This window comes from Actinomadura sp. WMMA1423 (assembly GCF_006547145.1).
Lineage (GTDB): Bacteria > Actinomycetota > Actinomycetes > Streptosporangiales > Streptosporangiaceae > Spirillospora.
In genome coordinates, this window is record NZ_CP041244.1 from 2,265,915 (window position 1) to 2,287,230 (window position 21,316).

Below are 21,316 nucleotides of genomic sequence, written 5' to 3' on the forward strand. Positions count from 1 at the left end.
GGCGCTCAGGGTTCGCGGCCGGTCTCGTCGATGGTGAGGACGGACCGGTCGAGGGCGCCGGCGCGGTAGGCGGCGGCGCCGATCGTCTGCGCGGCGACGGGCGCGGTGAGCAGCTGGAATATCGCGACCAGCAGCAGCGGCGCGGCGGCCGCGACGGACTCCGCCTGCGGCGCCGCGCCCGCGAGGACCAGCACGAGCCCGATCGTCTGCGGTTTCGTCGCCGCGTGCAGGCGGGTGAGCAGGTCGGGGAAGCGCAGCACGCCGAGCGCGCCCACCGCGCAGAAGGCGGCGCCCGCGGGCATCAGGACGGCGGTGGCGACGTCGCCGGCGTTCACGACCCCCCCTCCCGCCGCGCCGCGAGGCGCGCGGCGGTGACCGATCCGACGAACCCCAGCAGCACGACGGCCACCAGGATCGTGGCCTGCGCGGGCTCCCCCCACACGGCCGAGTGCACCGCGATCCCGCTGACCAGCAGCACCGCGATGACGTCCACTGCCATGATCCGGTCGAAGGACGTCGGGCCGCGGACGAGCCGGGCGGCGGTCATCAGGATCGCCGCGCCCAGCAGGGCCATGGTGACGGCGTAGACGGCGGTCATCGCTGTTCTCCTGTCTCCTCCGCTGTGTCCTCGGGTGTCACGAGGGCCTGCATGAGCCTGCGCTCCGTGCGCAGCACGCTGTCGCGGACGGCGTCGGCCTCCCGCCGGTCGCGGACCGGCATGCCGTGGATGCGCAGGATCGACCGTTCCCAGTCCAGGTCGACGAGCAGGGTCCCGGGGCGCAGGGAGATGCTCGTCGTGACCGCGAGCAGGACGAGCTCCGAGCGCGTCGTGGCGCTCACCTCGATCACGGCCCCCTTGACCCGGCGGGGGGCCCGCAGCGCGTGCCAGCCGATGACGAGGCTCGACACGAGCAGGTCCCACGCGAGCTCCGCGCCGGCCTCGGCGAGGCGCAGCGGCCGGATCCGCCTGACGAGCGGGACGGCGGGCAGCCTGCTCACCGCGTAGGCGACGGCCACCGCGACGATCCCGCCGGCGACGGTCAGGGCGTCGACCTTCCCCCAAAGCAGCACCCAGACCGCGAGCAGCCACGCCGCCATGCCCAGCCGGGCGCCGATCCTGCGGAGCGCGCGGGTCACGGCGTCCTCCCGTCGAGCACGGCCTGCCGGTAGGCGGTGGGCTCCACCAGGTCCGCGGCGGCGCGCGCGCTCCACGACGACAGCGGCCCGGCGAACAGGGCGATGAGGAGCCCGCCCGCGACCATCAGGGCGGTCACCGTCTGCATGGCCCGCACACCGCCGCGCGTGTAGGGCTCGGCGGCGGGCGGCTCGCCCGCCTCGTCCGGGCGGGGGCGCCAGAACCCGAGCGCCCAGATCCGCGCCATCGCCATGAGCGTGAGGAGGCTCGCGAGCACCGCGAAGCCCGTGACGGCGTACGCGAGCGGCCGTCCCGACCCGAGGCCCGCCTGGAACAGCGCGAGCTTCGCGACGAACCCGGACGTCGGCGGCACCCCGCTCACGCTCATCGCGGGGATGAAGAACAGCACGGCGATGAAGGCCGACAGGCGCGCCATGCCGCCGAGCCGGTGCAGGGACGTCTCCCCCGTGCGGGCCTGTATCAGGTCGCTGACCAGGAACAGCGTCGCCTGCACCACGATGTGGTGGACGAGGTAGAGGATCGCCCCGGTGAGCCCGGCGACGCTGAACAGCGCGAGGCCGAACAGCATGTAGCCGATGTGGCCGACGAGGGTGAACGAGAACACCCGGTGGATGTCGTCGTTGGCCAGCGCGCCGAGGGTGCCCACGAGCATCGTCCCGGCGGCGAGCAGGAGCATCACCCACGACCCGTGCTCACGGGGGAACACCAGCGTCTGGACGCGGATGAGCGAGTAGACCGCGGCCTTGGTCAGCAGCGCGGCGAACACGGCGGTGACCTTGGTGAGGGCGGCCGGGTAGCTGTCGGGCAGCCACAGGTGCATCGGCACGATCGCGCCCTTGATCCCGAACACCACGAGGAACAGCAGCCCGAGCGCCGTGCGGGTGCCCGCCGGCAGGCCCGGGACGCGCTCGGACAGGTCGGCGAGGTTCACCGTCCCCGCCGCCGCGTAGGTGAGGCCGAGCGCGGTCAGGAACAGGATCGAGGACGTGAGGCTGACGACCGTGTAGGTCATGCTCGCCCGGAGGCGCTCGGCCGTCGGCTGGAGCGTCATGAGCACGTAGCTCGACGCGAGCATCACCTCGAAGGCGACGAACAGGTTGAACAGGTCCCCGGCGAGGAACACCAGGCTGACCCCGGCGGTCAGCGCGAGGTAGGCGGGATGGAACACCCCCGGCTCGGTCCGGCGCTCCAGCGCGCCCGCGCCCTCCGCCACCGCGTGCAGCATGATCGCCAGCAGCACGGTACTGGACACCACGAGCAGCAGCGCCGAGAGCCGGTCGGCGACGAGCGTGATCCCGAGCGGGGCCGCCCAGCCCCCGGCCTGGACGGCGACGACGCCCTCGCGCGCCACGCCGACCAGCACCGCCACGCTGGCCGCGACCACGCCCGCCCCGACGAGCGGCGCGAGGATCCGCAGCCAGGACCGGCGCCGGCGGCTGGCCATCGCGAGGGCCGCGCCCAGCAGCGGCAGCGCGAACGGCAGGGGGAGCAGGACGTTCATCCGCTCTCGTCCTCCTCCAGGGGGTCGTGCGCTTCGGGCGGGGCGTCCCATGACGCGCGGCGGCGCTCGGCGCAGATCCGGCGGTCCTCGACGTCGTCCTGCACCTCGTCCTCGCCGAGCAGCCGCCGGCTCCGGTAGGCGAGCGCCAGCAGGAACGCGGTGACGCCGAACGTGATCACGATGGCGGTGAGCGCCATGGCCTGCGGCAGCGGGTCGGCCATCGCGCGCTCGGCTCTCCCGCCGAGCAGCGGCGGCGCCCCGGCGGCGCCGCCCGCCAGCAGCAGGACGAGGTTGGCGCCGTGCCCGAGCAGCATGAAGCCGACCACGACGCGGATGAGGGACCGCTGCATCAGCAGGTCGAATCCGGCCGCGAACAGCACGGCGACCGCCAGCACGAGGACGAGCGCGGGCCCGGTCATGCCGTCTCCTCCTCTTCGCCTTCGTCTTCCTCCTCCAGGCTCGCGCCGAGCGTGGTGAGGATCGTCAGGACCAGTCCGAGCACCAGCAGGTAGACGCCGATGTCGAAGAACAGGCTGGTGGGCACCTTCACCTCACCGAGGACCGGCGGTGACGCGCGCCAGACCTCGCCCTCGAGGAACTCCCCGTGCGGGAACCCGCCGGCCGCCCAGCCGGCCGCGCCCGTGGCGACCGCCAGTCCCAGCCCGCCGCCGATCAGCACGCTCGGCCGCACCGGAAGGGCGCTCGCCAGCTCCCGCCGTCCGCCCGGCAGGTAGCGCAGGACGAACGCCATGCCCGCCACGAGCCCGCCCACGAACCCGCCCCCCGGGTGGTCGTGGCCCGCGGCGAGCAGGTAGAGGGAGAACACCAGCGTCGTCGGGCCGATCAGCCGCGCCGCCGCCTCCAGGACCACCGAGGAACCGCCCAGCGGGGGCCGCCCCGGCGCCGCCAGCCAGCGGCTCTTCGCCTCCTCGGGCCCGCGCTCGCCGCCGGACGCGCTCGGCAGCCGCCGCCCGCTGGTCACCAGGCCGACGACGCCCATCGCCGCGACGCCCAGCACCGCGATCTCGCCGAGGGTGTCCAGCGCCCGCATCTCGACCAGGATCGCGTTCACGATGTTCTCGGCCCCCTCCTCGGCCGCGAGCCGGGCGTATCCGGCCCCGGTCGGCGGGGTGTTCCGGCTGAACGCCGCCACCACGAGGAACAGCCCGACGAATCCGCCCAGGCACACGCTGATCAGTCCCGCCGCCGCCCTGGCCGGACCCGTGCGGCGCCGCGGCGGGTAGCGGACGGGCAGCCGCCGCAGCACCAGCACCAGCATGATCAGCGACAGCGTCTCCACGACGAAGAGCGTCAGCGCGAGGTCGAGCCCGCCCTGCGCCACGAACAGCCCGCCGACCGCGTAGCCCGTCCCCGCCAGCAGCAGCGCCGCCGTCAGCCTGCGGCGGGCCCGCAGCGCCGCGAGCGCGCAGACGATCACGACGATCGCGAGGACGACCTGCGCGGGATCGTCCCAGGCGCGGAGCCGGTCGACCGGGATGCCCGGCCACGTGCCCCGGGCCAGGCCCGCAACCAGCGCCGAGCCGGGCACGACCAGCACCATGGCCCCGATCGCACCGAGGTAGACGGGCAGCGAGCCGATCTGCACGCGCACGGTGAGCGCGTGCGCCCCGGCGAGGATCCCCTCCACCGCGGCGTCGTAGCCGCGCTGCGCGTCCAGGATCCGCCACCGCGCCCGCCTGACGGGGAACGTCCGGCCGAACAGGAAGAACACCACGGCGCCCAGCACGAGCGCGAGCATGGACAGGGCGATCGGCAGTGCGATCCCGTGCCACAGGGCGAGCTTGTACTCGCCGTCGCCCGGCAGCGTGTCCGCGTACGGCCCGACGAGCTTCTGCATCACCCCGGGGACGAACCCCAGGACGAACCCGGCCACGGCCAGGACCACGACGGGCCCCACCAGCCCCCAGCGCTCCCTGGGCGACAGGTCCGCCCGCCCACCGAAGGCACCGAACAGGAACCGCACACCGTAAGCCACGGTCAGCGCTGACCCGGCCACCACCCCGGCAAGGACGACCGCGTCCCAACCGCCATGCGCGAAGGCCTCCATGGCGGCCTCTTTCGCCACGAACCCCAGGAAGGGCGGCAACCCGATCATGGAGGCCGTGGCCGCCGTCGCCGCGACCGCCAGCACCGGCAGCCGTCCCCACGCCCCCGAGAGCCGGTCGGCGCGCCGCGTGCCCGTCTCGTGCTCCAGCGCGCCGACCGTCAGGAACAGCGGCGCCTTGAACAGGCCATGCGCCAGAAGCAGCGCGGTGCCCGCGAGCGCCGCGATCCGCGTACCGTCCCCCAGCAGGACCATGAGGAAGCCCAGCTGGCTCACCGTCCCGTAGGCGAGCAGCCGTTTCAGATCATGCTGCCGCAGCGCGAGGACGCCGCCCGTCAGCAGGGTCAGCAGCCCCACGCTCACCACCAGCGGGCGCCACACCCCGGCGTCGGCGAAGGCGGGCGCCAGGCGCGCGACCAGGTAGACGCCTGCCTTCACCATCGCCGCGGCGTGCAGGTAGGCGCTGACCGGGGTGGGCGCCACCATCGCGGCGGGGAGCCACGCGTGCAGCGGCACCTGCGCCGACTTGGCGAACGCGCCGAGCAGGACCAGCACCACCCCCGCGGTCGCCAGGCCGCCGCCCGGCGGATCGGCCACCATCTCCGATATCCGGTACGTCCCGGCGGTCTGCCCGAGCAGCACGAACCCGGCGAGCATGACGAGCCCGAACGCGGTGGTCGTGAGCAGCGCCTGCGCGGCGGCCCGCCGGTCCTCCGCCCGCTCCGGCCGCGGCGCGCCGATGAGCACGAACGAGCTGAGCGTGGTCAGCTCCCAGAACACGTACAGGACCAGCAGGTTGTCCGACAGCACCAGCCCCGTCATCGCCCCCGCGAACGCGACGAGCGTCCCGATCATCAGCCTCTCGGACCGCTCGAAGTACCACCCCGCGTAGCAGAGGACGAGGGCCCCGACCCCGCCGATCAGCAGCAGCATGACGATGGAGAGGGCGTCCAGCCGGAAGTCGAACACCAGCCCCAGATCCGGCGCCCAGTCCAGCGTCGCCGTGAGCTCTCCCCGCCCGACCCGCGCGGCGGCCCACCCGGCGGTGGCCGCCGGGAGCACCGCGGCGGCGCACGCCATCACACGCCGATGCCGCCCGAGCGCCCAGGGCACCACGACCGCGACGACGGCATAGGCCAGAACCAGCGCGAGCATGCCGCCGCAGCCCCCCTCCGCAAGGCACGTCGCTCCCCATCTACCCGATCATCACCCCCGAAACGACCATCCAGCCGTATGAGAAGGCCGCGAAGCGCCCAACAGCACCGACACACAAAGAGCGCCCGACCCGCACACGGGCCAGGCGCTCCAACACCGAGCGAGGGGACGTCAGCGCTTCAACTCAGCGATCAGCGCCCCGAAGCTCTCGGGGGTGACGACGAGGTGCCCCCCAACGGGGTCCTTCGAGTCTCGGAGACCGATGCCCTCGCCGAGGTCGGCCACTTCTACGCACTCGCCTCCGGTAGAGGTCGAACGGCTCGACTTCCGCCAGATGACGATCTTGCCTGCTTCCACGTCTGCGCCTTCCTGCGGATCTCGTCCAGAGATTGCGCCACGGGGAGCGCCAGCCCCTGAACCTGCCGCAGCGCCCTTCCGAAGGCTACAAGGTCAGCTGGTTCTGCCATCGTGAATCCACGCGCCACCGTCTCGACGTAAGCGACCTGCTGCATGTCCTCCAGCGTCGCGATGGTGAACGAGTGGGTGTTCCCCAGATGCGTCCCATCGGACGAGATGATCTGGATCTGCATCCCTTCCTCAATCCTCGCGGCAAGGTGGTCGAGCTGCTCGATCATGACGTCCGGGTTCCCCACCGGGCGAACAAGCGTCTGCGCATCCAGTAGGAACGAGGCGTCCGGTGGGGGCGGGTCGGAGCGAGTGAAGATCGCCTGCCGGGACATGCGAGCCGTCACCGCGTCCTTATCCCCATGAAGGATCGCTTCTGCGTAGGAGGGCACCTGAAGCAGCCCATGGACCACGGACAGGCTGTAGGACGAGAGGACGATCGCGTCGCCTTCGACAGCCACCCAGTCGAACCATGCGGGAAACACAGAGTCCATGGCGAGGTCGTGCCACAGGCTGATCAACTCGCCGCGAGCCCCCAGCAGTTCGTCCATCTCGGCGGCGAACTTCTCGGTGCACCTGGCCCGGCCGTTCTCGATGGCTCCGATGTACTGGGGCTTCACCCCCGCCCCTCCGTGCGCTCGCGAAGCAACACTCTCCTGGGTCCACTCCTTGGCTTCTCGGAAGCGCCTGAAGCGCCGCCCGAACGCCACCAGCGTCGGACTCGTCGTGCTTCGTCTGCGGCGTGTCGCCATCTGGGCTCCCGGGGGGTGCATGCCACACAAGCGCGACTCAACCGGACACAACCAAGAGGGGCTCGCACCTGCGACTTGTGGCCAGGACTCTTCTGCTTTGTTACGCACCGTACAGCCCTAGTGGCTGAATGTGCCGTACCAATCGGAGACGTTTCAGAAGGTCGTACTGATGACTGCGACAGCGCCATCGCCCGAGAACCCGATACTCGTCCTGGACCCCACCGCCACCGCGCCCCGCCTCGCACGAGAGTTCCTCGCCAAGTGCTTCGCCGACTGGGGGATCACCGACGACCATCTGGGCCGACTGATCGTCTGCGAGCTCGTCACCAATGCCTACCGGCACGGGGAGGGGCCGATCGTCGTCCGCCTCCCCCGTGACGCACAGGACGGGCATCTCGTGATCGAAGTGTGGGACGCAGGCGAGGGGCGCCCCGCCGTCCGTCCGCAGAATGCCACCGCCATCTCGGGCCGGGGTCTGCAACTGGTCGCCGAGTACGTCGACAACTGCTGGGGCGTCCGCCCTCTGGTTGAGGGCGGAAAGGTCGTCTGGGCGAAGCTGCCCGCCACCTGAACCGCACGGGCCCCGGTGCGACAGGAACGGGGCCTCTGCTTGCGAGGAGACAATGAGCGTCACGTTGCTGCTGCTTCAACACCTCTTCCCCGGGTGGTCGATCACGGTGGACCGCGAGGGGGTGTGGAGGGCGTCCGGGCGAGTCCTGATCTCGTCCAGCACCGTCGAGGGGCTGTGCGACCTCATTCGCGCCGCCGATCCCGCGGCCGTGGAACGCGCCGTTCGACTGCTTGAAGAGTCCCCGCAGTCCGCCTCAGCCCCCGGCCACCTCACGACTTCGAGTTCTTGGATCTGAGGCCGTCCAGCATCACGCGGGTGACGGCGTCGCCTGCCTGGGCGCCTGGTCGGCAGACGGCGGTGCTGAGGATCTCGACGGCCTCGGACGGGCTGATGTCGTCGCGCATCGTGCCCTCTTTCTGCACCTCTCGGACGAGCTCCAGGAGGAGTCCGTCGACTTCGCCTTGCAGGGCGAGCCGCTCCTTGGGGATCTCGTCCTCTTCGGCGACGGACTTCACGAGGGCCAAGGGCTGGCCCGCGCAGAAGGCGACCACCTCGGCCAGCACGTCCCAGCGCGGAAGCCTCTGCTCGCGGAGCAGGCGTATCTCCGAACCGAGGCTCTGGAGGGCGGTGCGCGCGATCTCCTCGACAAGCGCTCTCCGGTCCGGGAAGTGCCGGTACAGAGTGCCCACGCCTAGGCCGGCGGCCCGCGCGATCTCCTCCATGCCGGCGCCGGGCCCCCGCTCCACGAACAGTTCGAGGGCGCAGCTGACGATCCGCTCGCGGTTGCGCTTCGCGTCGGCCCGCATCGTCCTCCTCCAGCGGTAACCGGAACAAGAGATTCAGGTTATCCTGCACAACCAGAACCGGAAGATCCGATTCACCTTTGGAGCGGCTCATGCGCATCGGACTGTTCGCCATCGCCGGAGCGGCGCCCCTGGACGATCTCGTCGCCCAGGTCCGCCTCGCCCGCGACACCGGCCTCGACAGCGTCTTCTTCGGGCACACGGCGTCGTGGGACGCCCTCATGACCGCGGCGGTCGCCGGACGCGAGGTCCCCGGCATCGAGGTGGGCACCGCGATCGTCCCGACCTACCCGCGCCACCCCCTCGCGCTGGCGAGCCAGGCGCTCACCGCGCAGGCGATGACGGGCGGCCGCTTCACCCTGGGCGTCGGGCCGAGTCACCCGCAGGTCATCGAGGGTTCGCACGGCATCGCCTACGAGCGCCCGGCGCGGCACGTCCGCGAATACCTGTCCGCCCTGCGTCCACTGCTGCGCGGTGAGGACGTCGACTACCGCGGCGAGACGCTGACCGCGGTAGGAGCCGTGGACGCGCCCGGCACGACCCCACCCCCCGTGCTCGTGTCGGCGCTGGGCCCGGCGATGCTGCGGATCGCCGGGGAACTCGCCGACGGCACCGTGACGACCTGGGTGGGCGCCGACGCGATCGCCGACCACATCGTCCCGTCGATCACCAAGGCCGCCGAGGCGGCGGGACGCCCCGCGCCGCGCGTGCTGGCGGGCGCGGTGGTCGCCCTCACCCGCGACCCGGACGGCGTCCGCCGCGAACTGGCCGGCCTCTTCGGCCCGGCGTCGGACTTCCCCGCCTACCGCGCGGTCCTCGACCGCCAGGGCCTGTCCGGCGTCCACGAGACGGTCATCGCGGGAGACGAGGAAACGGTCGCCCGCCACCTGCGCCGCTTCGCCGACGCCGGCGCCACGGACCTATTGATCAGCCCCTACGGCGACCCAGCCCGCCTGATGGAGTTCGCCGCCTCCTTGCGCTGACCGGCTCGCGTCAGGAGGCGGCGGTGAAGTGCCCCGTCACCTCCGGTCGTTCCACCAGTCCAGCAACTCTTTGGCCAGTTTCACGATGTCCGCCACCGACATCGCGATGTCCTTGACGACCTTGAGTCTCCTGGCCCAGTCCTCGAGCGAGGACCGCGTGCGCGCGATCTCCCTCTGCTCGCTCGCGCTGTAGCGATCCAGCTCCTTGCGGATCATGTTCTCTTCGGAGCCCGCCATTTTCACCCCTTATAACTCCGTCGGCGGCGGATCTCCACCGTGGAGCCTCCGCAACCACCCCGTCAAAGAAAGACTGCCGAAGCGGCGTCTCACCACTTTCCTTGGAAGAGCTTCAGCAGCGACGCCCACTTACTGGAACTCCCAGCCCCGCCCGAGCCCCTCATGACCTTTCCCCGATACTTCTCCGGGACCCAGTCCCCCGCGGTGAACGCCTTGACGCCCGAGAATATCCAGGCGCGCTCGTCGGGGGCCCTTTCCAGGAGAGCCGAGAAGAGGGGCTGGAGGTTGTATCTCCTGCCGGCGGAGACGGGCACGAACTCCACCGTCGATCCGATCGTCGCCGAGAATCTTTCTGACCTGTCCCGGCAGATCTCCTGAATGTTCTTGCGTTGCTCGCCGGAGGGAAGGTTCACCTCGGTGTTCCAGTCGAGGGGATCGACCAGGTCGACCTGGCTGAGACCGAAGACGATCCGGTCGTTCACACCGACGAGCTCCGCGAGGTACTGCTGCTCCAGGGCGATCGCCCGGTTCCTCGCGGCACTGAGCCAGAGCACGACATCGCACTTCGGAAGCTCGCGCCGGTACATCTCCAGGTAACCGGGGTCCTGCTCGACGCTCTCCCCCAGCCCCGGCGCGTCGACCACCCTCAGCTTCGCCCGGTACCCCTCGACGACCCCGCCCCGCACGGTGATGCTGACGTCCTGGCTCTCGAATTCCCTCGTACAGGCCACCGTGGGGCTCGTCGGCAGATCGGTTTTGCACATGGTGTTCACCAGAGTGGATTTCCCGACCCCGGAAACACCGACCACGCCGATCGTCAGCGGCTTACGCCGAAGTTCCTCCTGGAGTTCCGCGAGGATCTTCCGCCGCATTTCTTGATCTTCTTTGCTCCCCATATTCATCCGCACTCCGCAAGCCACTCCACTCAGGGACTCTCAGTAGCCTGCCACACACGCTACTCGCGGAAACTCCAACCGCACTGAGGGACGACGTCCGCATTCGGCCATAAGATCCGCAGGCCCGAATGGGCGTCACCGTGGAAACACCGCCCCCGTTTCACCAGGCCACCGCTTCGAATTAGCCCCCGACTGCCGTTCAGCCGTACCGGGCCCCGGCATATCAGATCATTGAAAGCACCGTGCAAGCCCCGGGTCGGTGACGCGGGAACGTCAGCCGATGCCGAGGAGCCAGCGCAGCCGGCCGGCCTGCTCGGCACCGAGCACCGTCTCGGCCATGTCGATCAGCTGTCCGAGGCGCAGCGCCGTCTCCTCGGACGGCATGCGGTACGCGGTGGCGGCCCCGCGGCGTGACCACTCGATCAGGTCGGTACGCGCGCGACCGCCGAGTTCCGCGTCCCGGGCGGCCAGGAGGTGGAGGTCGACTTGGACGCGGGTCCAGGTGTCCATGCCGCGCAGTTGCTCGTAAGCCCCCAGGCGGACGTGCGGCGGCGAGTCGGCGGCCAGCAGATCCCACAGGCGGGAGGCGGGCACCGCATCGGGCTCGCCCCGCAGTGCCCGCTTGACCGCTCGGACGACCACCGGGGCGGGATCGGCGAGCATGCCGACGATCGGAGCGGAGGGGCCGCCCAGGCGGCGCACGGCCCGCACCGCTTCGGCCCGCACCCGGGGACTCGCGTCCTCCAGGAAGGGCAGGAGCACATCCGCATCCTGGCGCGTGCCGCACTCCCCGAGCCCGGCGACCAGCGCGCGGACCCGGCCGGGCGCCCGCTCCGAAGCCAGGGCGTCGCGGTAGATCGCGGCGGGAACGCGACCGGCGCGACGCGCGGCCCATTGCGCGGTGGCGCGCATCATCGCCGACCGATCCGCCAGGTGAGCCACACCCGCTTCGGGACGGCCGAGTTCCACCAGTGCGGTGAGCGCCTCGACACCGGACCTCGCGCTGCCTCGGCTCAGCAGCTTCTCCAGTACGTCGGCACGCCGGTGCCGGAGGGCATCGGACACCAGCCACTCCGCACACTGCATCTGGCAGACCACATCCCGCTCACCCAAAGCAGCGCGCAGGACCTCCTCGTACCGGGTGCGGCCCGACGCCAACCACGATCGGTACGCCAGCCGCCGCACCCCCGCGTCCCGGTGCCCTCGAACTGACGCCAGCACCTCGTCCGGCGCCGCGCGCAGCGCCCCGGCGACGGCCTCCAGAGCAGGTCCGCCGCGTTCCCACGACGCGATCGCCACCGCCGCACCGGCCGCCGCCGACAACGCCGCGGCACCCGCCGACTGCAACGCCACGGCCAGCGACCGGCGCGCAGGCTCGCGCACCTGCGGCACCCAGTCGGCGGTCCGCAGCACCAGAGCGGGCAGCAGCACCTCATCGGCGCGCATCACCGGGTCCGCGACCGCCGACTGCCGGCGGCGGCCGTCCGGGGAGCAGGCCGCCACGAGCCGCGAAAGCCGCTCGTCCTCCACCAGCCCGACTTTCGCCATGGCAGCGCTCTCGCCGTACTCCACCTCAGGAGAGCGCAGCGCCCGGTCGAGTCCGATCCACGTCGCCGCGGACGCGACCGCCAACATCGCCGTGACCTCGTCCGGGGGCCGCCGGCCCGCGGCCGCCTCCATGACCTGTATCGCCAGCCCGACGTAGCCGGGGTGGAACTCGCGGACGACACGGATCGGCCCGGCGAGATGCGCGTTGAACTCCTCCAGTTCCTCCGCCGGCACCCACAGCTCCAGGATGCTCCGCCCGCCGGCCTGCCGGACGGGGTAGCGGCGCGCGAAGCCCGCGTCCAGCTCGAACCGCGTCACGAAACCGGCGCCCGACGCCGGGACGTTCCAATCCCGAGCGATCTTCACCGCGTAGGCCTCGTTCAGCACCGGATAGAAGATCGGCTGATCCGGCAGCCGGGGCGGCCAGGCCCGCCACCCCGACGCACGCAGCAACGACAGTTCCGCGGGACCGACAGGACGCCACAACGTCACCGTCCCCCGCCCGCCCGTACGGACCCCACCGCGCACGTCCATCACGAGAGCGAGTCTGGTCCCCCGCCCGAACGGCGACAAACGAAAATACATCCCCCGGCCACGCTGACCGGCATGGGTATGCCGCCTGGAGCACGCCGCCCTGCCTGCCGAATGCGGCAGGCAGGACGCGAGTAGCGCGCTTCCGCCCGGCCGCCTCCCAGGGGTGCTCTGGGCCTGCCACAAAGCTCAGCATGAAGCCCCCCGGCCGCGGCCGGGGGGCTTCAGGTGGCATGACCGCCGCGAAGGCAGCGGTCATGCGGGCGCGACCTGGTCAGGTACACCACGGTTCGGCCCAGATCACCGACTCTTCATCGGCGATGCGGTAACCCCACCTGCCCCTGCTGAGCATGTTGACGATCTCCACCATTGTCGTGGCGACCGACTGCTCCTCACCGGGGACGGCGCGGCTCAGTTTCTCCTCGGAAAGGCGAAAGGGCATGGTGACCACGAGCCGCCACACCTCGGACACCTCGTCTTGCTTGCGCAGGACGACGGACGCCAGGGTAGGCAGTTCGTTACGCGGTCCGAACGCGAGTTCCACCAGCGCCGCAGCGATCGATGCTCCGAAGATCGCGGCCATGTCGGTCCAGGCCATCTTCGGGAAGTCCAAGGCTTCGGTAGCCTCCAGCAGGAACGTGATGTTCCTTCGCCACAGCCCATCGGCGGGGGCTTCCAGGCGCGCGAGTTCGGTGAACTCGCCGTCGCCGCGCCCAGAGATCCCGTTCACTTTCATGCCGTTCGAGCATGATTCGAGCATGACAGATCCGCCCGCCGGGGGCCCGGGGTCGTCCCCCTGGGCCGGCACTCAGGCGTGACGTCTCGTTCATCACCGATCGATCGACCGTCATGAGGTCGTTGACACCGGAGTACCCAACAAGGTCGGTCAAGCTGTGACCAGCGACGAAGCAAAAATGAAGCAGATCTGAAGCCTCCGACTGCTTAACTCGCATTGTTGGCGGCCAAGGACTGCCAATGCATCACAATGTTGCCTATAAAGGAGAGATTCATATGACGTGCAGCAATTGCGGCGGACGCTTGATCGGCAAGAAGGACGACAACGGCAACACCATTTGGGTGTGCCCCAAGTGCGACTGATTGACGATTGAGTTTTTTGATTGATCGGCCGGCCCTCGCGCGTGTGCGCGGGGGCCGGTCTTTGTTTCCCAGATCTCATTGAGCAGCCGCTGGGCGGGCGTAACGGTCCCTGCCGGACCATGACGTTACGGAAGCTGGATGGTTCCGGACTTGCGGGGGCCTCGTAACCTGGACCGGCGGACGGGCTGGCGCTGCTCCCTGCCCGCACCGGCCCGTCGTGAGGCCCCGCGCGGAGTCCCCGCGCAAGTCGGGAACCGGCCAGCGGAACGGGCGTGGTCAGCTCGGCCCCGTGACCGATCTCCGTCTTCGTGCGGCCCCGTGACCTCTGCTGTTCTTCGCGCCTGCCGTGGCATATGACCGTGCGGGAAGGACCTCTGGGCAACTCTCTCTCAGCCACTTGCCCCGGAAGCGCTGCTGTTCCCCGGTGAGACCGGCGGCGTGCGGGGGGGATGACCGTTCAGCGAGCGTTCCGCTGGGAGGTCATCGCGCCGACGGGGATGGACCCGGACGCCTGGACGCCCCGTGAGCTGCGGCACAGCTTCGTCTGCCTGCTGTCGGACGGCGGGATGATGCTCGACAAGATCGCACTGCTGGTGGGCCACAGCCCAATAGGCGTCTGATACTCGGCTCGGTACTCATTAGACGAGTCGGGCCCGCTTCTCACACGGGAAGCGGGCCTGAGCTGGGGTATCGCTGAGGTAAGGAAGCTCCCGCGATTGGACTCGAACCAATAACCTGCCGGTTAACAGCCGGCTGCTCTGCCGATTGAGCTACGCGGGACCGTGCGTCCGTGAGGGCCGTGGCCCCTGGCGGCGGGTCTAGGTTAGCGCATGTCCGGGGCTGTTCGCGCACGCGCGGGGATTGAGGCCGCGATGGCGGGTATAGGGGGTGTCACGATTCCGCCGTCAGTAGGAGTTGGACATGAAGGCTCGCACGATGTTCATCACAGGCGCCGCGATCGGCTACGTCTTCGGGACGAAGGCCGGGCGCGAGCGGTACGAGCAGCTCAAGCAGCTGTCCAAGCAGGTCTCGGAGAACCCGAACGTGCAGGAGGCCGCCGGGAAGCTGCGCACGAAGGGCGAGACGTTCGCCGGGGCCGCGCGCGACAAGGCGGGCCACCTGAAGGACCGGGTGCCCGAGCAGGTCACGGGCGGCCGCAAGGAGGAGCAGCCGTACCCCGGCTAGAGGCCGGTCTGACGGCGCAGCTCTTCGAGGACCTGTTCGGCCTGGGCCCGCAGGCCCGGGTCGGACGGGTCGAGCCCCGCATCGAAGACGAACGTCCACCGCACATCGCCGCCGGCCGCGGGGCGCCGGCCGGCGATGCGCACTTTCCCGCCCCCGGGCAGCATCGCCTGGTGGGTGACGGCGATGGTGGCGGTGACCCGCTCCCGGACGGTCTCGGGTACCGAGCCGGGGTCGGTGAGCCGGACGTGGTGCTCGGCCCCGCCGGAGGTCTCCTTCACGTGGAGCCAGCCGTCCTTCCAGGTGGCCTGGTCCACGCGCTCCCAGGGGACGCGGGTGAAGCCGCCGGACGGGGCCGGCACGTGCAGGGCGAGGACGGTGGCGGTGACGTAGGACCCGCCGCGGGTGGGGGCCGCCGCGAGAACGCGCTCGCCGCGTTCCAGCGCGAGAGCGTCGCGGACCTCGGCGGGCAGCGGGCCCCGGTGTAGGCGCATGCCCCCACGGTAGGCGATCAGGCGGCCTTGGAGGCGCGGCGGGCCCCGAGGAGGTCCAGGACCAGCGCCGCCGACCAGGCGTAGTCGTGGCTGCCGCGCCCGGTCCCGTCGAAGGGGTCGAAGAACTCGCGGAAGCCGGACTGGCGGACGAGCCGCATGGTGGAGCCGTAGAGCAGGTCGGCGACGACGGGCAGGCCGTGGCCGAGGGCGCCGTACCAGACGAGCCAGTTGGTGCTGATCCAGGTGGGTCCGCGCCAGTAGCCGGCGCGGTCGAACGCGGGCGCCTGGATGTCGCAGGTCGGGACGGGGTAGCCGGCGGCTCCGGCGAAGCGCGCCGACAGCAACAGGTCGACGAGGCTCCGGACGACCGGCTCCGGGAGGTCGGGGTCGAGGAGCGGACCGAACGAGCCGGCGGTGACGACGGGGAGGAGCCGGTCGTCGCGCAGGTCGCGGGCGCGGAAGCAGCCGGTGTCGGCGTCCCAGAGCCGGTCGAGGACGGCGCGGTGGACGCGCTGGGCGCGTTCGCGGTGCGGGACGGGGTCGGCGCCGATGATCTCGGCGATGGCGGCCAGGGCGTGCGTGGAGGCGAGGTAGACGGCGTTGACGAGCGGGTCCTCGACGGCGAAGGGGTGCGCGTCGCGGAGGTAGCCGGGCCGGTAGCCCTCGTCCCGCATGAGCGCGACGAGCCGGACGTAGCGGTCGTAGTCCTCGCCGGTCGGCAGGGTGTGCGGGCGCAGGCCGGGCGCGTAGGACGACGGCGGGAGCGGGAGCGCGCCGAGGGGGCGGTCCCAGGCGGGGCTGTTGTCGAGGCCCGACTCCCACGGGTGGCAGATGGCGACGAGGCCGCTGGAGCCGAGGTCGCGGCAGTCGGAGAGGTAGCCGTGCTGGGCGGTCAGCATCGGGTACAGGCGCGCCAGGAACGCCCTGCTGCTCTCCCTGTCGGCGGCGCACTCGTGGAGGCGGAGGGCGCTGAGGGCGTGCAGCGGCGGCTGGGTGAGTCCGGAGGTGTGCACTCCGCGCGGGGCGCCCGGCTGGCGGTCGCTGCGCCACAGCTCGGGCCCGGGGAAGAAGGCGCGCCGGTCGAGGCGCGTGTTGAACACGATGTGGGGGACCATCCCGTCCGCCCACTGGCCGCGGAACAGGGAGAGCAGCTCGGCCTCGGCCCGGTCGTGGCGGTGGCGGGCGAGGCCCATGCTGATGAAGGCCGAGTCCCAGCTCCACTGGTGCGGGTAGAGGCCGGGCGAGGCGGCGGTGGCGGTCCCCGTCCAGTTCGCGTCGAGGACCCGGGCCGCGGCCTTCCACAGCGCGGTCTCGTCGCCGGTGAGACGGGAGGTCATGTGGTCCAGGTGGCCTCCCCTGCGCGCGAGAAGGGTGCATCTTGATTGTCGCCTCAGATGGCGGTCACGGCGACCCCCGCGGCGGTGGCGGTTGTCTACCGGCCGCGGGCACGTCCCGTGAATATTTGCGGCGCCGCCGCGCGGTCCAGGAGCCACAGCGCGATCTCCTCGCCGGCGGCGATGCCCCGCGCGGCGGTGACGGCGGTGGCGGCGGCCGTCCAGCCGGTGTCGTGCAGCTCCCCGTGGGCGGGGCGGATCGACAGGTCGGCGGCCTCCAGCAGCTCGGCGTCCAGCAGCGCGTCCCCGGCGGCGATCATCGTGGACGCGCCGGCGCGGCGGGCGACCTCCCGCGCGGCGGCGGCCTTGGTCAGGCCCGCCGGCAGGCAGTAGACCTTGCGGCCCTGGAGGGACGTCCGCCAGCCGCGTTCGGCGCACCATCCGGTGAGGTCCTCGACCCAGCCGGGCGGCAGGGCGGCCCGGTCCACGACGGTGTAGGCGAACAGGTCGGACGCGGTGCGCCGCTTGAGGACGAACTCGCCGCCGCTGCCGGCGAGGTGGTGCTGGACGTCGGCGAGGGGTGCGCACCCTTCGGCGACCCGTTCCCGGACGGCCGCCGCCCAGTCCGGGTCGTCTTCACCGTCCACGAGGATGTGCCCCCCGTTCGCGCAGATGGCGTACGGAGGCGGCTTCTCCAGGAGGTGGACGCGCCGGTACTGCTCGGGGGTGCGCGTGGTCGTCGGGACGAACGCGGACGCCCTCGCGAGGGCTTCAAGTGCGCGCGCGGAGGCCTCGGTCATGTACGACAGGGGCGCGCCTTGGTAGAACTCCACGCACAGTAGGCGCGGCATGGTCTCGTCTGGGCCGTCCAAGGCGAAGGCCGCTGTCGAGTAGATGAGCGTGCGGTCCAGGTCGGAGCACACCAGGACGGTCACTGCGCGGCCCCCTTGCCGAACCGGGGATGGATGAACCCCATGCACGCGTAGGGGAACCTGCCTGGCTCGACCTCGTGGACGGGCACGCCCCGCTCGCGGGCGAGCAGCCTGATGTGGGCCACATCCGGCCCGGCGTCGGCGCGCACGAGCACCTTCCACGGGACGCGCCGGAGCAGCACCCGGGTGGTCTCGCCGATCCCCGGCTTGACGAGGTTCAGGTCGTCGATGCCCTCCGCGTCGGCGCAGCGCCGCACGGCATCCCATCCCGACCAGTCGGGGGCGCGGTCGGCCGCGCGGAACCCCGGCAGGTCCTCGGCGACGCGTTCGGCCACCTGACCGAACCGCTCGCAGACCTCTGCGAGGAAGACCGCCGACACGTCGTCAGGGGCGAGCTCGGCGTAGAACTTCGCCCCGTGGAAGTCGCCGGGCCCGATGAGGGAGTCGTTCAGGACCGTCCTGCTCACAAGGCCCGACACGGTGGAGTTGAGGCAGGCGGACGGGATCAGGAAGTCGTCGCGGGTGCCGTACAGGGAGGTGCACCGTCCCGGGTCGGCCAGCACGGCGAGGTCGGACGGGAACGGGTGGGCCGCCAGCGCGGCGGTCAGCTCCTTCGTGATGGCGCCCTTGCCCGTCCAGCCGTCCACGAACATGACGGACGCCGGGTCGTGGTGCTCGGCGAGGTACCGCAGCGCGACCGTGTCGATGCCCCGGCCGCGGACGATGCTGACCGCGTAGTGCGGGACGTCGAGGCCGTGCGCGTACCGCGCCCAGCGGCGCATCAGGACGCCGACCGGCGTCCCGGCCCGCGCCAGCGACACCAGGACGGCGTCCGGGCCGCGCTCGGCGAGGATCATCTCGGTGACCAGCCCGGTCGCGTACGCGAGCCGTTCGGCGGACGCCGCCAGGGCCTCGTGGAAGAGCTTCCGGTACTCCGGGCCCGGCTGGTACTCGACCGGGAGCGACTCGGCGTAGTGCGCCCGTCCCGACTGGATCGCCGCCTCGCGCTCCTCCGTGGGCGCCTCCAGCCGCGCCTGGGAGAGGTCCTTGAGCAGCCAGGCGACGTCCTCGGCCGGGTAGCTGCCGAAGTCAGGCCCGTACAGCGGCTTCACGATGCCCTCCTGTAGGACGGGACGGTGGCGACCGTCACGGGGGCGAGCGCGCGCAGCCGTTCCAGGAGGCCCTCGGCTAGCGCCGGGGTGTCGCCTGTGTCGTCCACCACGAAGACGATCCTGTCGAAGCGGCGTTGGCCCGCCCCAGGGGCGACGTTGTAGGCGTACCGCTCCCCCGGCCCGTCGGCAGGGTCGTCATGGGAGGGGAACACGAGGCGGGTCCTGATCGCGTAGCCGGGGTCGTCCACCGCCAGCACTGGGGAACGCGTCGTCGTGGAGTAGCGGACGTCCGCGTCCGGCCGGGCATCGGCGAGCGCCTCCGCGAGGCGCAGCGGCGCGTACATCAGCTCCTCGAAGCCCAGGACGAGGACGCGGGAGGCATCAGCCCCGAGGCCCGCCGCTAGGACGTCGCCCATCCGGGCCAGTTCCTTCTCCAGCCGCGTGCGGTGCTCGGGCAGGAACCCGTGGCGCCCGCCCTCCGGCACTCCGGTCGGCCAATCCAACTCGACACGAGCGACATCGAAGCCCGACTCGCCCTGGGGCATGGTCGGCGGGGACGAGATCCCCTCTACGAGCGCTTTCCCCGCCTCAAGGATGCCCTCCGGAAGCTCGACCCGGCCCCCGGCCAGCGCCACCGCGTCTATGCGGACCCCCAGGCGGACGGCGAGATCGTCCATGCGGGCCCGATCGGCAGGGTTCCGCAGGTCGACCAGGGCGGCCAGCACGTAGCGGCTCCTGGGACGAACGGCATGCAGGGCCTCGATGGTGTTCAGCACCGTCCGGCCTGTGGAGAGCTCGTCGTCCACCAGCACCACCGGTACGTCGCGATCGAGCGGCTCGGTGCCTGCGGGCAGCAGCAGGTGGCTCGTGGCGTGGCTGTGCTCTTCCTCGAACCCGCCGTAGGGGGTGAACCCCTCGACGGGACGCCGCGTGGAGTGCAGGTAGTAGGCCCCGCCCAGAGCGTCCGCCACTGAATGCCCCAAGGCCGTCGCGGTCTCGGCATAGCCCAGGACGACCGCGTCTACCGGGGCTTGTGGGACCCGCATGAGGTCTCGTAGCGCGGCAGCGGCGTTCGGCTCACCGCGCAGGCCGTCCGAGAGCAGCGAACCGGGACGGGACGGCTCGTCGCCCCGCAGGCGCGCGCGCACGAGCTCACCCAGCAGCAGCCCGGACCCGTACACGAGGCGCGGGTCGGTCGGCACGTGCTTGCCCAGCACCGCGGACACCAGCAGATGCGCGCGCTTCGGATTGCGGCGTACGGCCAGCCCCACGAGGGACGAGAGCCCGGCACCGGCCGGCCGCGCGCCGTCGACGAGGCGCACGCCCAGCCGCGAGCCCACCCAGGAACCGGTCACGGGCTGTCCGCCGCTTCCAGCAGCTCGACGAACGTGACGCCCTCGGCCGCCACCCCGAACACCCGGGCGCGCAGCATCAGCCGCTGCGCCCACGCGCGGTGCGGCTTGGCCTCGTTCATCTTGTTGGCGTAGGAGCTCGCCATCGCCCCGCCCCCGGCGAGGCCGAGGATGTCGGCGGCGTCGCTGTACTCCTCGTGCGTCACCACCGACAGGGCGTGGACGGCCGCGACGTGGCTCGGATGGATGACGGTCTTGCCGGTGAGCCCGTTGGCCTTGTCGAGGTGCACCTCCCGGATCAGCCCGTCCAGGTCGGAGGTGATGAGGCGCTGCCGCAGCGGGGCCGCGTGCTGCCGCTCGAACGGCGACTGGCGCAGCTGCGGCTTGAACATCCGCTCGCCCTGCGCGAAGTACTCCCACACGGGCCCGGTCACCACGTGGCCGGTGCCGTCGGCGCGGCCGAGGATGTTGACCACGTCGCAGATCACGCCCGCGACGGGCCGGATGTCGTAGATCGTGAGGTCGGGCGGGCGGCGCAGCCCGTACGCGGCGGACATGTCGGTCGCCCCCAGCCGGACGGCGAGGATCCGCGACCGGTGCTTGGCGAGGAGCCGGGCGATGTCGTGCAGCATCTCCGAGCGGGTCTCGGCGTACACGGCCTCCGGGCTCTCGATGACCGGCATCGCCAGCAGCCGCAGGCCGGAGGCGTCGGAGGCGTCGGCCAGCGCGTCCAGGAACGCTCCACCGGCGGGCGCGGTGAACTTGGGCAGCACGAACCCGCTGACGAGCTCGGCCGCGTCGCCGAGCCGGCCGACCAGGTCGCCGATCTGCCGGGGGTCGCGGACGCGGACGAACAGCAGCGGGCCCTCCACGTCGCGCGGACCGGAGCAGCCGTGCAGCGTCCGCAGCTGCGCCACGAGGTTGGCCTCCCCGGCCTCGACCTCGTCGTCGCCGATCGCGTCCTCCAGGCACACCACCATGCTCATCACGCCCCGCCTCGCCGCGCGCTCGATGTCGGCGGCGAGGAGGGGGCGCGTGGCGGGGCAGTACAGCGTCGCGCCGAGCGCGACCGCCAGCACGGCCGGGTCGTCGTGCCGGCCGAACGGGCGCGGATGCCGGTAGAACAGGTGCTTGCGACGCGCGGCGTCGATGTGGTCGAAATGCCGCATGAACCCCCCGTCAGACGGTGCTTTCGGCCGGGAGCGCGGG

23 protein-coding genes, 1 tRNA gene and 1 pseudogene are annotated in these 21,316 nt (G+C 71.6%); 4 read left to right on the forward strand and 21 right to left on the reverse strand.

The window, feature by feature from the left end:
• Positions 1 to 5: 5 nt before the first annotated feature.
• From mnhG to FKD65_RS10535, 8 genes are all read right to left on the reverse strand, one after another.
• Positions 6 to 335, reverse strand: coding sequence for a monovalent cation/H(+) antiporter subunit G (gene mnhG, locus FKD65_RS10500; RefSeq protein WP_141577269.1), 330 nt, complete (start codon positions 333 to 335; stop codon positions 6 to 8).
• Positions 332 to 598 carry a monovalent cation/H+ antiporter complex subunit F gene (locus FKD65_RS10505; protein ID WP_141577270.1) on the reverse strand — a complete coding sequence of 89 codons (267 nt, stop codon included), beginning with the start codon at positions 596 to 598 and terminating at the stop codon, positions 332 to 334. The genes mnhG and FKD65_RS10505 overlap by 4 nt, the downstream gene beginning before the upstream one ends.
• Positions 595 to 1,137 (reverse strand): Na+/H+ antiporter subunit E, encoded by a 543-nt coding sequence (locus FKD65_RS10510; RefSeq protein WP_141577271.1) that lies wholly within the window; start codon positions 1,135 to 1,137, stop codon positions 595 to 597. Before FKD65_RS10510 ends, FKD65_RS10505 begins: the two co-directional genes overlap by 4 nt.
• Positions 1,134 to 2,657 (reverse strand): Na+/H+ antiporter subunit D, encoded by a 1,524-nt coding sequence (locus FKD65_RS10515; RefSeq protein WP_141577272.1) that lies wholly within the window; start codon positions 2,655 to 2,657, stop codon positions 1,134 to 1,136. The genes FKD65_RS10510 and FKD65_RS10515 overlap by 4 nt, the downstream gene beginning before the upstream one ends.
• Positions 2,654 to 3,076: a Na(+)/H(+) antiporter subunit C gene (locus FKD65_RS10520; protein WP_141577273.1), complete on the reverse strand. Its 423-nt coding sequence runs from the start codon at positions 3,074 to 3,076 to the stop codon at positions 2,654 to 2,656. Before FKD65_RS10520 ends, FKD65_RS10515 begins: the two co-directional genes overlap by 4 nt.
• Positions 3,073 to 5,877 (reverse strand): Na+/H+ antiporter subunit A, encoded by a 2,805-nt coding sequence (locus FKD65_RS10525; protein WP_141577274.1) that lies wholly within the window; start codon positions 5,875 to 5,877, stop codon positions 3,073 to 3,075. Before FKD65_RS10525 ends, FKD65_RS10520 begins: the two co-directional genes overlap by 4 nt.
• A 171-nt stretch (positions 5,878 to 6,048) precedes the next feature.
• A complete protein-coding gene (locus FKD65_RS10530; RefSeq protein WP_368367242.1) occupies positions 6,049 to 6,234 on the reverse strand; it encodes a DUF397 domain-containing protein in 186 nt (61 codons plus the stop codon).
• Entirely contained in the window at positions 6,165 to 7,055 is an 891-nt protein-coding gene (locus FKD65_RS10535) for a helix-turn-helix transcriptional regulator (protein ID WP_141577275.1), read from the reverse strand. Before FKD65_RS10535 ends, FKD65_RS10530 begins: the two co-directional genes overlap by 70 nt.
• Before the next feature lie 148 nt (positions 7,056 to 7,203).
• Here FKD65_RS10535 and FKD65_RS10540 point away from each other — a divergent pair, with 148 nt between their 5' ends.
• The gene (locus FKD65_RS10540; RefSeq protein WP_141577276.1) at positions 7,204 to 7,605 is read left to right on the forward strand and encodes an ATP-binding protein; all 402 of its coding nucleotides are present in this window, start codon (positions 7,204 to 7,206) and stop codon (positions 7,603 to 7,605) included.
• A gap of 269 nt (positions 7,606 to 7,874) precedes the next feature.
• On the opposite strand, the gene FKD65_RS10545 is transcribed toward FKD65_RS10540, so the two are convergent.
• Positions 7,875 to 8,411: a TetR/AcrR family transcriptional regulator gene (locus FKD65_RS10545; RefSeq protein WP_141577277.1), complete on the reverse strand. Its 537-nt coding sequence runs from the start codon at positions 8,409 to 8,411 to the stop codon at positions 7,875 to 7,877.
• Positions 8,412 to 8,500: 89 nt separating this feature from the next.
• On the opposite strand from FKD65_RS10545, the gene FKD65_RS10550 reads away from it, so the two are divergent.
• The gene (locus FKD65_RS10550) at positions 8,501 to 9,391 is read left to right on the forward strand and encodes an LLM class F420-dependent oxidoreductase (RefSeq protein ID WP_141577278.1); all 891 of its coding nucleotides are present in this window, start codon (positions 8,501 to 8,503) and stop codon (positions 9,389 to 9,391) included.
• A gap of 36 nt (positions 9,392 to 9,427) precedes the next feature.
• Here FKD65_RS10550 and FKD65_RS10555 read toward each other — a convergent pair whose 3' ends face one another.
• The 5 genes and pseudogenes from FKD65_RS10555 to FKD65_RS10570 all read right to left on the reverse strand — a co-directional run bounded on the left by FKD65_RS10555 (position 9,428) and on the right by FKD65_RS10570 (position 13,339).
• Positions 9,428 to 9,628, reverse strand: a complete 201-nt coding sequence (locus FKD65_RS10555; protein ID WP_141577279.1) for a hypothetical protein — start codon at positions 9,626 to 9,628, stop codon at positions 9,428 to 9,430.
• Positions 9,629 to 9,717: 89 nt separating this feature from the next.
• Positions 9,718 to 10,500, reverse strand: a complete 783-nt coding sequence (locus tag FKD65_RS10560; protein WP_168221002.1) for a GTPase family protein — start codon at positions 10,498 to 10,500, stop codon at positions 9,718 to 9,720.
• Positions 10,501 to 10,797: 297 nt separating this feature from the next.
• Positions 10,798 to 12,204: a HEAT repeat domain-containing protein gene (locus tag FKD65_RS46580; protein WP_368367270.1), complete on the reverse strand. Its 1,407-nt coding sequence runs from the start codon at positions 12,202 to 12,204 to the stop codon at positions 10,798 to 10,800.
• Between the two features lie 30 nt (positions 12,205 to 12,234).
• Positions 12,235 to 12,606, reverse strand: a pseudogene (locus tag FKD65_RS10565) (ADP-ribosylation/crystallin J1); the annotation flags it as partial.
• 271 nt (positions 12,607 to 12,877) lie between these two features.
• A complete protein-coding gene (locus FKD65_RS10570) occupies positions 12,878 to 13,339 on the reverse strand; it encodes a hypothetical protein (RefSeq protein ID WP_141577281.1) in 462 nt (153 codons plus the stop codon).
• Positions 13,340 to 14,150: 811 nt separating this feature from the next.
• Between FKD65_RS10570 and FKD65_RS44115 the strand changes: the two genes are divergently transcribed.
• A complete protein-coding gene (locus FKD65_RS44115) occupies positions 14,151 to 14,321 on the forward strand; it encodes a hypothetical protein (protein ID WP_168221003.1) in 171 nt (56 codons plus the stop codon).
• An 87-nt stretch (positions 14,322 to 14,408) separates the two neighbouring features.
• Here the strand turns inward: FKD65_RS44115 and FKD65_RS10575 are convergent.
• Positions 14,409 to 14,481 (reverse strand) — tRNA-Asn (locus FKD65_RS10575).
• 141 nt (positions 14,482 to 14,622) lie between these two features.
• On the opposite strand from FKD65_RS10575, the gene FKD65_RS10580 reads away from it, so the two are divergent.
• A complete protein-coding gene (locus FKD65_RS10580; protein ID WP_141577282.1) occupies positions 14,623 to 14,886 on the forward strand; it encodes a YtxH domain-containing protein in 264 nt (87 codons plus the stop codon).
• On the opposite strand, the gene FKD65_RS10585 is transcribed toward FKD65_RS10580, so the two are convergent.
• From FKD65_RS10585 to FKD65_RS10605, 6 genes are all read right to left on the reverse strand, one after another.
• Entirely contained in the window at positions 14,883 to 15,377 is a 495-nt protein-coding gene (locus tag FKD65_RS10585; protein WP_141577283.1) for a hypothetical protein, read from the reverse strand. The two genes, FKD65_RS10580 and FKD65_RS10585, sit on opposite strands and share 4 nt — an antisense overlap.
• A gap of 17 nt (positions 15,378 to 15,394) precedes the next feature.
• Positions 15,395 to 16,714: a hypothetical protein gene (locus FKD65_RS10590; protein ID WP_141577284.1), complete on the reverse strand. Its 1,320-nt coding sequence runs from the start codon at positions 16,712 to 16,714 to the stop codon at positions 15,395 to 15,397.
• 95 nt (positions 16,715 to 16,809) lie between these two features.
• Positions 16,810 to 17,646: an HAD family hydrolase gene (locus tag FKD65_RS10595; protein ID WP_141577285.1), complete on the reverse strand. Its 837-nt coding sequence runs from the start codon at positions 17,644 to 17,646 to the stop codon at positions 16,810 to 16,812.
• Positions 17,643 to 18,755 carry a cysteine protease StiP family protein gene (locus tag FKD65_RS44120; RefSeq protein WP_240810073.1) on the reverse strand — a complete coding sequence of 371 codons (1,113 nt, stop codon included), beginning with the start codon at positions 18,753 to 18,755 and terminating at the stop codon, positions 17,643 to 17,645. Before FKD65_RS44120 ends, FKD65_RS10595 begins: the two co-directional genes overlap by 4 nt.
• Positions 18,752 to 20,110: a phosphoribosyltransferase family protein gene (locus tag FKD65_RS44125; protein ID WP_168221004.1), complete on the reverse strand. Its 1,359-nt coding sequence runs from the start codon at positions 20,108 to 20,110 to the stop codon at positions 18,752 to 18,754. Before FKD65_RS44125 ends, FKD65_RS44120 begins: the two co-directional genes overlap by 4 nt.
• Entirely contained in the window at positions 20,107 to 21,276 is a 1,170-nt protein-coding gene (locus FKD65_RS10605; RefSeq protein ID WP_141577286.1) for an HpcH/HpaI aldolase/citrate lyase family protein, read from the reverse strand. The genes FKD65_RS44125 and FKD65_RS10605 overlap by 4 nt, the downstream gene beginning before the upstream one ends.
• Positions 21,277 to 21,316 lie beyond the last annotated feature (40 nt).